This is a genomic window from Pseudomonas sp. E1MeOHC2 (genome assembly GCF_058745025.1).
In genome coordinates this window covers 3208798-3221266 of sequence record NZ_CP196675.1, presented here as the reverse complement: position 1 = coordinate 3221266, position 12469 = coordinate 3208798, and the positions used below count along the sequence as shown (strand labels likewise).

Genomic DNA, 12469 nt, shown 5'->3' with positions numbered 1-12469 from the left:
CTATAAAGCGGAATAACCTTATACAAAAGTTGTGCATTGTACAGGTTTGCCTGACAGCGTAGTCTGCTCACAGCAAGGTTTGAAGAGGCCATCATGACAGTACCTATTGCCATCATCGGTGCCGGTATCGCCGGTCTGTCCGCCGCCCAGGCGCTGCAAAAGGCCGGGCAATCCGTGCACTTGTTCGACAAAGGCCACGGCAGTGGCGGGCGCATGGCCAGCAAGCGCAGCGATGCTGGCGCGCTGGACCTTGGCGCCCAGTACTTCACTGCCCGTGACCGGCGCTTCGTCGATCAGGTCCAGCAATGGGTCGCTGCGGGATGGGCAGCGCAATGGAAGCCGCAACTGTACAACTACCGTGACGGCGAACTCACACCGTCTCCTGACGAGCAGACTCGCTGGGTTGGGGTGCCCCGCATGAGCGCCATCACCCGTGGCCTGCTCAAGGATGTGACGGTCAATTTTGGCTGCCGTATCGCTGAAGTGTTCCGCGGCAAACAGTACTGGCACCTGCAAGACACCGAAGGCTGCAGCCACGGCCCGTTCAGCCGCGTGGTGATTGCCGTGCCCGCGCCCCAGGCCACCCCGTTGCTGGCCTCGACGCCCAAACTCGCCGCCGTGGCCGCCGGCGTGCAGATGGAGCCCACCTGGGCCGTTGCCCTGGGCTTCAAGACGCCACTGGACACCCCGATGCAAGGCTGCTTCGTACAAGACAACCCGCTCGACTGGCTAGCCCGCAACCGCAGCAAGCCTGGGCGTGACGAGCAACTCGATACCTGGGTGCTGCATGCCACCTCGAACTGGAGCAGGCAGCATATCGACCTGTCCAAGGAAGAGGTGATCGAGCAGTTGTGGGGCGAATTCGCCGAACTGGTCGGCTGCGTGGTGCCGGCCCCCACCTTCGCCCTCGCCCACCGCTGGCTGTATGCACGCCCGACAAGCAACCACGAGTGGGGCGCTTTGGCGGATGCCGACCAAGGCCTGTACGCCTGTGGCGACTGGTGCTTGTCCGGGCGCGTCGAAGGCGCCTGGCTGAGTGGCCAGGAAGCAGCCCGACGGCTACTGGAGCATCTCGATTGACCGGGCCTTGAGGCTCTAAAAAAACTAGTTTGCATAACGTCACGGCTGTGCTGGAATAAACTTGTACAAGATAGTTTATGCGTACAGGTTTTTTCGGAGACAGCCATGCAAGCCCCTTCCGCCCACAGCAAGCCTCGCATCGCTATCAGCGCCTGTCTGACTGGCCACAGTGTGCGCTACAACGGCGGGCACAAGGCATCCGACCTGTGCCGCACGCAACTCGAAGCACATTTCGAATGGCTACCGGTTTGCCCTGAAGTCGCTATTGGCCTCGGTGTCCCGCGCGATCCTATTCGCCTGGTGGGCGACCCTGAGCAACCGGAAGTGGTCGGCACCCGCAACCCCGGCATGGACCTCACCGGGCCGCTGCGCCTCTATGGCGAGCAGATGGCCGGCGAGCTCGACGATATCTGCGGCTACATCTTCATGCAAAAATCGCCCTCCTGCGGGCTGGAGCGGGTCAAGGTCTATCAGGACAACGGCCACCCCGCTTTCCATGCCGGGCGCGGTGTGTATGCCCAGGCCTTCTGCAGCCTTCGCCCAGACCTGCCGGTGGAGGAAGAAGGCCGCCTTCACGATGCGGTGTTGCGCGAGAACTTCATCAGCCGCGTCTACGCCTATGCCGATTGGCAGCGCCTGCTGGCCGAGGGCCTGAGCCGCGGCGCACTGGTGCGCTTTCACTCGCGCTACAAGTACCTGCTGATGGCCAACAACCCTGATGCCTACCGTACACTGGGGCGACTGCTCGGCAGCATGAGCCGGGATGACGACCCACGGCTCATCGGCCCACGCTATTTCAGCCAGTTGATGCAGGCCCTGCGCCGCTGCGCCAGCCGTGGCACGCATTGCAACGTGCTGCAGCACCTGAGCGGTTACTTCAAGGATGCACTGACCCAGCAGGACAAAACCGAACTGCAGGCCATCATCAGCCAGTACCAGCAGGGCGTGGTACCGCTGATCGTACCGCTGACCCTGCTCAAGCATCACCTGCGCAAACACCCCGACCCTTATCTGATGCAGCAGGCCTACCTGCAGCCACACCCCGAAAGCCTGGGGCTGCGCAATGCCGTCTGAAAGCCTGCTGCCCATCGGCGAACTCGCCCGCCGCACCGGCGTCAACCCGGTCACCCTGCGTGCCTGGGAACGTCGTTATGGCCTGCTCAAACCGCAACGCACCGCCAAAGGGCATCGTTTGTATTCCATCGCGCAGGTCGAACGGGTCGAAGCGATCCTGGCCTGGCTGCAGCGCGGCGCATCGGTGGGGCAAGTGCGCGAGCTGCTCGACAAACCGGCCAACACCGCCCCACAAAGCGATTGGCAGGCGCGACAGGCGCAGTTGATCGAGGCCATCGCCAACCTCTCGCAACGCGCACTCGACCAGCAACTCAACCAGGCCATGGCGCTCTACCCCGCCATCACGTTGTGCGAACAGCTGCTGCTCCCCCTGCTCGATAGCCTGGACCTGCGCTGGCGCAACTATTTCAATGCACGGCTCGAACAGGTGTTTTTCCACAGCTGGCTGCGCAGCAAGCTCGGCGCCCGTGTGTATCACGACAACCAACTGCTGCAAGGCGCGGCAGTGCTGCTGGCCGAAGACAGCGAGCGTGCCTTCGACCCAGGTCTGTGGCTGTGTGCCTGGTTGCTCAGCAGCAACGGCATCCCTGTTGAAGTGCTGGAACAACCGGTGGGTGGGCCGCAACTGCAACGGGCGATTACCGCGCTGCAACCCCGCGCCCTGCTCCTGCACCTGGGACCACGCATCGACATCAAGGCCTTGCAGCGCACGCTGCAGGGAATGTCAGGGACGAAACTGCTAGGCGGTGCCACGCTCGCCCTGCATGAAACGCAACTGACCGCCCTCGACCTCCCCCACCTCTTCCTGTTCGATACCCCGCAGGCGGCATTGCGTGTGCTTCAAGGCAATGGCCGCCGGCCTGTAGAGATGAATGCGCCATGCAATTGATCTGGCTGCGCAGCGACCTGCGCATCGAAGACAACACCGCCTTGAGCGCCGCCTGTGAACGCGGCCCGACCCTCGCCCTGTGGCTGCTCAGCCCCGGCCAGTGGCAAGCGCACGACGACGCCGCCTGCAAAGTCGACTTCTGGTTGCGTAACCTGCGCGAAATACGCCATTCATTGGACGCGCTCAACATTCCACTGCTGATCCGCTCGATTGACACTTGGGAGCAAGCGCCAGTCGCGATAATGTCGCTATGCCATCAGTATCGGATCGAAAGCGTGCACTGGAATGACGAATACGGCATCAACGAACAGCGTCGGGACCAGGCTGTGCGTGTGCTTTTGCAACGATCCGCAATTCAGGCGCACAGTTATCTCGACCAACTGTTCTTCCGTCCGGGCACGATCCTGACCCGCAGTGGTGATTACTTTCAGGTCTTCAGCCAGTTCAAGAAAAACTGCCTGGAACACTTGCACCGCAGCCTCCCGGCGCTAGCCCGACGGGTAAAGCCCCAGGCGCCTGTGGCGATCGCAAGCGACCCAATACCCGAACACGTGGACGGCTTCGACACACCCTCGCGCACCTTGCGCGACTACTGGCCGGCTGGCGAAACCGAGGCACAAGGCCGTCTGTCGCGCTTTCTCGATGAAACAGTAGACGACTACCAGCACCTGCGTGACCTCCCGGCCAAGCCCGGCACCAGCCAGCTTTCCGCTTACCTGGCTGCTGGCGTGATCTCGCCCCGGCAATGCCTGCACGGCGCCTTGGCCTGCAACCGTGGCGAGTTCGACAGCGGCAGCACCGGCATCCAGACCTGGATCAACGAGTTGCTCTGGCGGGAGTTCTACAAGCACATCCTGACGGGTTATCCACAGGTTTCCCGGCACCGCGCCTTCCGCGCCCAGACCGAAGCCTTGCCCTGGCGCGATGCGCCTGAAGACCTCGCGGCCTGGGAACAGGGGCGCACCGGCTTTCCGATCATCGACGCGGCCATGCGCCAATTGCTGCACACCGGCTGGATGCACAACCGCCTGCGCATGATCGTCGCCATGTTTCTCAGCAAGAACCTGCTGATCGACTGGCGCAAGGGCGAACGGCATTTCATGCGCCACCTGATAGACGGTGACCTGGCAGCCAACAATGGTGGCTGGCAGTGGAGCGCGTCCACCGGGACCGATGCCGTGCCCTATTTCCGCATCTTCAACCCGGTCTCGCAGTCTCAGCGCTTCGACCCGCAAGGGCGTTTCATTCGTCACTGGGTGCCGGAATTGCAGGCACTGGATGAGAAAGCCATTCATCAGCCCGTGAAGTCTGCAGATCTTTTTGCTACTAATTCGTATCACAATCCAATTGTCGATCTCGGCAGCAGTCGCCAACGTGCCTTGGAAGCCTTCAAAGGCCTTCCGCGCCGGCAGGACCAGAGGGCAGTATCGTGATCAAAGCGCGTAGTTTCTGGGTAACAGGGGCTAGTAACGGGTTGGGGCTGGCACTGGTCCAGCAGTTGCTCGAACACGGGTACCGGGTGGCCGCCAGTGGCAGGGAATGTGAAGCACTGGATGCACTGGGCGAACAGTTCGCCCCGCACTTGTTGCGCCTACCGGGCCAGTTACAGGTGTTGGATCAGGTCGATGCAGCCAGCCAGTTGCTATTGAACACCTGGGGTTCGCTGGACTGCCTGATCATCAATGCCGGTACCGGTGATTACCTCGCCGACGACATCCCCGACCACGAGCTATTCGAGGCTATCGCCTCCAGCAACCTGCTGGCCAGCGAACACTGCCTGGCCAGTGCCTTGCCGCTGCTGGCGAAGGGTGATGCGCCTCAAGTGATGGCAATCCTCAATCGCTACTCGGCCTCGCAGCTGTTTGCACCCACCCAGGTTGCCAGCGGCTTCAACAGCACTGCACAGTGGCTTCGCGAGCAACGCCTGGTGCTCGACAATCTGCAGATCGCGCTGACGGTGGTGGGGCCGCAATCATTGAAAGCACCCGTGACTGCGGCGCAAGCGATACCAGAGGCATGGACGGCGCAGAGTGCTGCCGAGGAACTGCTGCGCCGATTACCGCAACGCGAACCGGAACTGGTGCTGGAGACGCTGGACCTGAACAGCTTGTGGCCATTGTCACATTGACCGTGTAGGCGCCGTGCTTCAAAGCGCCATACGGTAATGCAGGCTGTAGCTCTCTACACCATCGTTGGGCTGCGTGATGCCGGCATTGGAATAGTGAATGGCGCGCACGCCAATTTCATGCCCACCTGCAAAGCGCAAACCGAAACCAATCCGATCTTCGAACTGGAACGCCGAACCCAGTTCGTTGCTTTCAACCTCGGTACTGGAAAACGCTGCGACGCCAATCCCTGCTTCGATGTAGGGCTTTACTGATTCGCCTGCGAACTCGTAGACGAATACCGGTGCAAACGAGAGGCTGTGATTACTGGCCGTCTTGTCGCCATCCCAGTAGCTGTAAGCGCCATCCCAGTAACCGGTCAGGCGGCCAACGCTGCTCTGCCACCAACTCGCGTCCCAGTTAGACTGCAGCCCCAGCCGGTAGACCATGGTCGAGTCACCGGTCTGCCCCACCGAAAACGAAACATCGGCAGCCTGTGCCGACAGTGCTTGCCCCAAGGTAAAGACGGCAGCCGCCGCCAAGCCGAGCAGTTTCCTCATAAGAAACATCCTTCTTTCTGATGCTGTTATTAGTGTTCGCCTCATGCCAGGCAAACCGGTAGAAATCGGCAGTGGTACGATAGTTCAGTTGCTTTTCACGTTTTTTTCACAACGTAAAGCTTTGCACACTGTCGGACTTATGCCACAGCAACGGTAGGATTTCTCTTAGGGATTGCGGGTCAGCGCTGGTCCAGAAGCGGGTATCCAGTGCCGGCCCCTCGGCCAGCAAATCGCTCGCGCTCAGCAGCCGCTGAAGTTGGCGTGCCACGGCGGCGCCGGTATCGATGATGGCCACATCTGCCGGCACCATGTCGGCCAGCAGTGGGCGCAGGAAGGGGTAATGGGTGCAGCCGAGAATCAGCGTATCGCAGCCAGCCGCCAACAGCGGCTGCACGTAGCCAAGCAACAACTGGCGCAATGCAGGGCTGCCCAGGTCGCCGCTTTCGATCCGCTCGACCAGCCCTGGGCAAGGCTGGGTGACCACACGCACATCGCTGGCGAAGCGGTCGAGCAACGCCGCGAACTTGGCACTTTGCAAGGTGCCGGTAGTGGCCAGCACCCCAACCACACCGGAGCGGGTAGCTTCGGCAGCGGGCTTGACCGCAGGCTCCATGCCCACCAGCGGCCAGTGCGGGTACAGTTCGCGCAGGTCGGCAACGGCCGCCACGGTAGCGGTATTACAGGCCAGGACAAAGGCCTTGGCCCCTTGCTGCTGGAAGAACTCGGCAATACGCCGGCAGCGCTGGCGGATGTAATCCGCCGACTTTTCACCGTAAGGTATATGCCCGCAATCGGCCACATACAGCAGTGATTCATTGGGCAGCAGGCGCTGGATCTCGGCAAGCACCGACAAACCGCCGACCCCCGAGTCCATCACGCCAATCGGCGCCGAACGCTCAGCCATCGCGCTTGCCGCAGACTGCGCAGGCCGGGTCGCGCTTGACCCGCAGCTCACGTATGCGCGTGCCGAGGGCATCGATCAGCAGCAGGCGGCCCACCAACGGCTCGCCGAACCCGGCCAGCAGCTTCATGGCTTCCAGCGCCTGCAGGCTGCCTACCAGCCCCACCAGCGGGCCGATGACGCCGGCTTCGCTGCAGGTCAGTTCATCCTCGCTGCCATGGCCATACAGGCAGTGGTAGCAAGGGCTGTAGTCACGTCGCGGGTCGAACACCGAAAGCTGGCCTTCGAGACGGATCGCCGCCCCACTCACCAACGGCTTGCCGGCAGCGACACAGGCGGCGTTGACCGCCTCGCGCGTGGAAAAATTGTCGGAGCAGTCGAGTACCAGGTCGACTGCAGCCACTGCGGCGGCCAGCGAATCCTCGTCCAGCGCCTGGCGGTGAGCGACCAGGCTGATCTCAGGGTTGATCGCCTCCAGGCGCTGTAGCGCCGAGTCCACCTTGCTCATGCCGACGCTGGCGCTGTCGTGGATCACCTGGCGCTGCAAATTGGTCAGGTCGACGGTGTCGAAGTCAGCCAGGTGCAGCTCACCCACACCCGCCGCGGCAAGGTACAGCGCCACAGGCGAGCCCAACCCACCGAGGCCGACGATCAGTGCCTTGCTCTGCTTGAGCCGCAGCTGGCCGTCGATATCGATCTGAGCCAGCAGCACCTGCCGGCTGTAGCGCAACAGTTCCTGATCACTCAGCATGGCAGGCGCCCCAGGGTGATGCGTTCATGGCTGCCCAGGTCCTTGCGGCTGGCAACCTCGTCAAAGCCTTGGTCAGCCAGCAGGGCGCGTACCGCCGCTGCCTGATCGTAGCCATGTTCCAATAACAACCAGCCACCGGGCTGCAGGTGCTGCGGCGCCTGGGCGATGATCACGCGCAGGTCGTCCAGGCCATCGGCACCCGCCACCAGCGCGCTGCTGGGTTCGAAGCGCACGTCGCCCGCGACCAGGTGCGGGTCTGCGTCGGCAATGTAGGGCGGGTTGCTGACAATCAGGTCGAAACGCTCATCGCCGAGGCTGTCGAACCAATGGCTGACACGCACCTGGACATTACCCAGGCCCAGGCGCTGGCGGTTGCGCTCGGCCAATGCAACAGCCTCCTCCACCCGGTCCACCGCCGTCACCTGCCAGGCCGGGCGATCGCCGGCCAGGGCCAGGGCGATGGCGCCGGTACCGGTGCCCAGGTCGAGCACCTTGGCCGGTGTCGCAGGCTGAAGCTCAAGGGCGGTTTCGACCAGCAGCTCGGTGTCTGGACGCGGGATCAGCGTGTGCGGCGCCACTTCCAGGTCGATCTTCCAGAACCCCTGCTGCCCGAGGATATAGGCGACCGGCTCGCCACTGCGGCGGCGTTGCAGATAACCGGCATAGGTTTCGGCAGCTTCGCTGCTGACGATGCGCTCGGGCCAGGTGTGCAGGTAGCTGCGCGATTTGCCGATGGCCGCGGCCAACAACAGTTCGGCATCCAGCCGCTCGGTGGGCGATTCGGGCAACTGCGCATTGCGCAGCAAGCTGGCGATGATGGTCATCAGTCCCCCAGGGCGGCCAATTGATCGGCCTGGTACTCGGCCAACAGCGGTTCGATCACGGCGTCTACGCCACCGGCGAGGATGTCGTCCAGCGAATACAGGGTCAGGTTGATGCGGTGATCGGTGACCCGGCCCTGTGGATAATTGTAGGTGCGGATTCGCTCGGAGCGGTCACCGGAACCCACCAGCAGCTTGCGCTCGCTGGCAATCGCGTTCTGTGCGGCGCTGGTCTGCATGTCGTTGAGCTTGGCCGACAGCCAGGACATGGCACGGGCACGGTTTTTGTGCTGCGAGCGTTCTTCCTGGCACTCGACCACCATACCGGTGGGCAAGTGGGTGATGCGGACCGCCGAGTCGGTCTTGTTGATGTGCTGACCGCCGGCGCCGGAGGCGCGGTAGGTGTCCACGCGCAGGTCGGCCGGGTTGATCTCGATCACCGCCTGCTCATCCGGCTCGGGCAACACAGCCACAGTGCACGCGGACGTGTGGATGCGCCCCTGGGACTCGGTCTCAGGTACCCGCTGTACGCGGTGCGCACCCGACTCGAACTTAAGTTTGCCGTAGACGCTTTCGCCTTCGACGCGGGCAATGATTTCCTTGTAGCCGCCGTGTTCGCCTTCGTTCTCGGAGAGAATCTCCAGGCGCCAGCCGCGTTTTTCGGCGTAACGTGAATACATGCGGAACAGGTCGCCCGAGAAGATCGCTGCCTCGTCGCCACCCGTGCCAGCGCGGATTTCGAGGAACACGTTGCGCCCGTCGTTGGGGTCTTTAGGCAGCAGCATGCGTTGCAGCTGCGACTCCAGCACCTGCAGTTGCTCCTTGGCTTCGCGCACTTCCTCCACGGCCATTTCGCGCAGGTCCGGGTCGCTGTCCTTGAGCAGCGCCTGGGCTCCTTCAAGGTCGCCCTGGACTTTGCGCCACTCTTTGTAGGCAACGTAGACCGGTTCGACTTCGGCGTATTCGCGGGAATAGGCACGGAAACGCGTCTGGTCGGAAATGACCTCAGCGTCACCGAGCAGTGCGGTCAGTTCTTCGAAGCGGTCCTGGATAATATCCAGTTTGTTCAGCAGCGACGCTTTCATTGCAAGGATTTGTCCGTCGAGCCCTCGTTGAGGGCAAAGAGTTCCTGGGCCATGGCCAGCGCATCGAGGCGGCCCTCGGCCGAGAGCTTTTTCAGCTGCACGCTTGGCGCGTGCAGGAGTTTGTTGGTCAGGCCCCGGGCCAGTTGGGCCAGCACATCCTCGGGGTTACCGCCGTTGGCCAGCAGGCGCTGGGCTTTTTGCAGCTCTTCATCGCGCAGGCGCTCGCTCTGCTGGCGGTAAGCCTTGAGCACGTCCACCGCGGCCAGCTCGCGCAGGCGCACCATGAAATCTTCGGCACCCACCGACACCAGCTCTTCGGCAGCCTGGGCGGCGCCCTGGCGGCTCTTGAGGTTTTCCGCGACCACATCGTGCAGGTCATCGACGGTATACAAGTAGACGTCGTCGAGCTCGCCGACTTCCGGTTCGATGTCACGCGGGACGGCGATGTCGACCATGAAGATCGGCTTGTGCCGGCGCTGCTTCAGCGCACTCTCGACCGCGCCCTTGCCAAGGATCGGCAACTGGCTGGCGGTGGAACTGATGACGATGTCGCTGTTGGCCAGCTCCTGCGGGATGTCGGCCAGCAGCACGGCATGCGCACCGAACTGCTCGGCCAGAATGCTGGCGCGCTCCAGGGTGCGGTTGGCCACCACGATACGGCGCACGCCTTGCTCGTGGAGGTGACGGGCGACCAGGGTAATGGTCTCGCCGGCACCGATCAGCAGGGCCTGGCTGCGGCCCAGGTCACTGAAGATCTGCCGCGCCAGGCTCACCGCAGCAAACGCCACCGACACCGGGTTTTCACCGATCGCGGTGTCGGTGCGCACCTGTTTGGCAGCGCTGAAGGTAGCCTGGAACAGACGCCCGAGCAGCGGGCCGACCGTGCCGGCCTCACGCGCTACGGCGTAGGCGGACTTCATCTGGCCGAGAATCTGCGGCTCGCCGAGCACCAGCGAATCGAGGCCCGAGGCCACGCGCATCATGTGCCGCACCGCATCGTGCTCTTCATGGATGTAGGCGCTGGCGCGCAGCTCATCCAGGCTCAGGCGGTGATAATCGGCCAGCCAAAGCAGTACGGCCTCGGCAGACAGGTGGTCCTGCTCTATATAAAGCTCGCTACGGTTGCAGGTCGACAGGATCGCCGCCTCACGGCTGGCGGTCAGTCGGCAGAGCTGCTGCAGGGCGTCCACCAGCTGCTCTGGGGTAAACGCCACGCGCTCGCGTACGTCTACCGAGGCAGTCTTATGGTTGATACCAAGTGCAAGAAAGGCCATGCAAGGTCGCTGGTTGTGACGAGAAGCCGATAATTGTCCTCTTTCGCAGGTTCCAGAACAACCACCGTTCGCTATTGTCGTGCAGGAGCGTCGGAACCTGCCCGCCCCTGCCATGGTCGCAGTTAACCAAATGCTTCGCAGGTGGGTTTGCCACCGCGCTTGTGTCATCATGCCCCGACCGCCGGTGAGTCCTTTTAAGCCCTTCTATGAACAGACCCTACGCACTGCTGCTTGCCTTCGCCCTGCTTCAGGGTTGCCAGAGCCTGGCCCCGCAAAAGGCCGACCCTCCCGTTGCCGAGGCCGGCGCGGGCGAAGCCGAAAAACCCGTGGTGTACGGATCGTTCAAGCAAGACACCCTTTACAGCCTGCTGGTGGCGGAGCTGGCCGGCCAGCGCAACCGCTTCGACATCGCCCTGGCCAACTACACCGACCAGGCCGAGAAAACCCAGGACCCTGGGGTTTCCGAACGCGCCTACCGCATCGCCGAATACCTCGGCGCCGACGAGCCCGCCCTGGAAAACGCACTGATCTGGGCCCGCAACGACCCGGACAACCTCGACGCCCAGCGCGCCAGCGCCATCCAGCTGGCCCGCGCCGGCCGCTACGACGATGCCATGGTCTACATGGAGAAAGTCCTGCAGGGCCAGGGCGATACCCATTTCGACTTCCTTGCCTTGTCGGCCGCCGAGACTGACCAGAGCACCCGCGATGGCTTGCTGCAGAGCTTCGAACGCCTGCTGGTCAAGTACCCGGACAACAGCCAGCTGGTGTTTGGCAAGGCGCTGCTGCTCAACCAGGACGGCAAGACCGAAGAAGCGCTCGAACTGCTCGAGGCACATCCGCCGCAAAACGGCGAGATTGCCCCGATTCTGCTGCGTGCCCGCCTGCTGCAAGCCCTCGACCGCGGCAAAGAGGCTCTGCCCCTGTTGCGTGGCGCAATCCGTGACAACCCGGATGACAAACGCCTGCGCCTGACCTACGCCCGCACCCTGGTCGAGCAGGACCGCATCGCCGATGCCAAGGGCGAGTTCATCAGCCTGGTCCAGCAGTACCCCGAGGATGACGAGCTGCGCTACTCCCTGGCCCTGGTCTGCCTGGAAAACAAAGACTGGGACGAAGCCGAAGGCTACCTGCAGGAGCTGATCGAGCGTGACAGCAACGTCGACGCCGCCCACCTGAACCTGGCCCGCATCCGCGAGGAGCGCCACGACCCCGAAGGCGCCTTGCGCGAATACGCCCTGGTCGGCCCGGGCCCCGACTACCTGCCGGCGCAACTGCGCCAGGCCGACATCCTGATTGCCAACGGCCGCGGCACCGAGGCTTCGCGCTTGCTCGCCGAAGCCCGCGAAGCGCAGCCGGACATCGCCATCCAGCTGTACCTGATCGAATCGGAAAGCTACAGCAACAACAACAAGGACGCCCAGGCCAACCAGGTGCTGCAGCAGGCTATCCAACGCTACCCGGACGACCTAAACCTGCTGTACACCCGCGCCATGCTGGCCGAAAAACGTGATGACCTGCCGCAGATGGAAAAAGACCTGCGCGCCATCATCGCCCGCGAGCCAGAAAACGCCATGGCCCTCAACGCCCTGGGTTACACACTGGCCGACCGCACCACCCGCTACGCCGAAGCCAAGGCGCTGATCGACAAGGCCCACCAGCTCACCCCAGACGACCCGGCGGTGCTCGACAGCCTGGGCTGGGTCGCCTACCGCCTGGGCAACCTGGACGAAGCCGAAGGCTACCTGCGCCAGGCACTCGAACGCTTCCCCGACCATGAAGTGGCCGCTCACCTGGGCGAAGTCCTGTGGGCCAACGGCAAACGCCGCGAAGCCCGCCAGGTCTGGGCCAAAGCCTTCGAAGCCCAGCCCGACAGCCCCATCCTGCGCAAGACCGTACTGCGCCTGACCGGATCAGAGACTCTTTAAC

Annotated in this window: 12 protein-coding genes; 6 read left to right on the top strand and 6 right to left on the bottom strand. The window is 63.1% G+C overall.

Features of this window, described 5'->3' with window-relative positions; translation table 11 throughout:
* Positions 1-93 precede the first annotated feature (93 nt).
* The 5 genes from ACSSU5_RS14490 (at position 94) to ACSSU5_RS14470 (ending at position 5171) form a co-directional block, all read left to right on the top strand.
* On the top strand, positions 94-1080 hold the full coding sequence (locus ACSSU5_RS14490) for an NAD(P)/FAD-dependent oxidoreductase (protein WP_264310310.1): 987 nt from the start codon (positions 94-96) through the stop codon (positions 1078-1080).
* 105 nt (positions 1081-1185) lie between these two features.
* Positions 1186-2154, top strand: a complete 969-nt coding sequence (locus ACSSU5_RS14485; RefSeq protein WP_492559154.1) for a YbgA family protein — start codon at positions 1186-1188, stop codon at positions 2152-2154.
* The gene (locus tag ACSSU5_RS14480) at positions 2144-3043 is read left to right on the top strand and encodes a MerR family transcriptional regulator (RefSeq protein WP_492559153.1); all 900 of its coding nucleotides are present in this window, start codon (positions 2144-2146) and stop codon (positions 3041-3043) included. The genes ACSSU5_RS14485 and ACSSU5_RS14480 overlap by 11 nt, the downstream gene beginning before the upstream one ends.
* On the top strand, positions 3034-4476 hold the full coding sequence (gene phrB, locus ACSSU5_RS14475; protein ID WP_492559152.1) for a deoxyribodipyrimidine photo-lyase: 1443 nt from the start codon (positions 3034-3036) through the stop codon (positions 4474-4476). Before ACSSU5_RS14480 ends, phrB begins: the two co-directional genes overlap by 10 nt.
* Positions 4473-5171, top strand: coding sequence for an SDR family oxidoreductase (locus ACSSU5_RS14470; protein ID WP_264310314.1), 699 nt, complete (start codon positions 4473-4475; stop codon positions 5169-5171). Before phrB ends, ACSSU5_RS14470 begins: the two co-directional genes overlap by 4 nt.
* 18 nt (positions 5172-5189) lie before the next feature.
* Here ACSSU5_RS14470 and ACSSU5_RS14465 read toward each other — a convergent pair whose 3' ends face one another.
* The 6 genes from ACSSU5_RS14465 to hemA form a co-directional block, all read right to left on the bottom strand.
* Entirely contained in the window at positions 5190-5708 is a 519-nt protein-coding gene (locus tag ACSSU5_RS14465; protein WP_264310315.1) for an acyloxyacyl hydrolase, read from the bottom strand.
* A gap of 106 nt (positions 5709-5814) precedes the next feature.
* Positions 5815-6612, bottom strand: coding sequence for a glutamate racemase (murI, locus tag ACSSU5_RS14460; protein WP_264310316.1), 798 nt, complete (start codon positions 6610-6612; stop codon positions 5815-5817).
* Positions 6605-7360, bottom strand: a complete 756-nt coding sequence (locus ACSSU5_RS14455) for a molybdopterin-synthase adenylyltransferase MoeB (RefSeq protein WP_264310317.1) — start codon at positions 7358-7360, stop codon at positions 6605-6607. The genes murI and ACSSU5_RS14455 overlap by 8 nt, the downstream gene beginning before the upstream one ends.
* Positions 7354-8184 (bottom strand): peptide chain release factor N(5)-glutamine methyltransferase, encoded by an 831-nt coding sequence (prmC, locus tag ACSSU5_RS14450; RefSeq protein WP_492559151.1) that lies wholly within the window; start codon positions 8182-8184, stop codon positions 7354-7356. Before prmC ends, ACSSU5_RS14455 begins: the two co-directional genes overlap by 7 nt.
* On the bottom strand, positions 8184-9266 hold the full coding sequence (gene prfA, locus ACSSU5_RS14445) for a peptide chain release factor 1 (protein ID WP_264310319.1): 1083 nt from the start codon (positions 9264-9266) through the stop codon (positions 8184-8186). The genes prmC and prfA overlap by 1 nt, the downstream gene beginning before the upstream one ends.
* Positions 9263-10540, bottom strand: a complete 1278-nt coding sequence (gene hemA / locus ACSSU5_RS14440; protein ID WP_264310320.1) for a glutamyl-tRNA reductase — start codon at positions 10538-10540, stop codon at positions 9263-9265. Before hemA ends, prfA begins: the two co-directional genes overlap by 4 nt.
* Positions 10541-10746: 206 nt before the next feature.
* Here hemA and ACSSU5_RS14435 point away from each other — a divergent pair, with 206 nt between their 5' ends.
* A complete protein-coding gene (locus ACSSU5_RS14435) occupies positions 10747-12468 on the top strand; it encodes a tetratricopeptide repeat protein (protein WP_492559150.1) in 1722 nt (573 codons plus the stop codon).
* Position 12469: the final 1 nt, after the last annotated feature.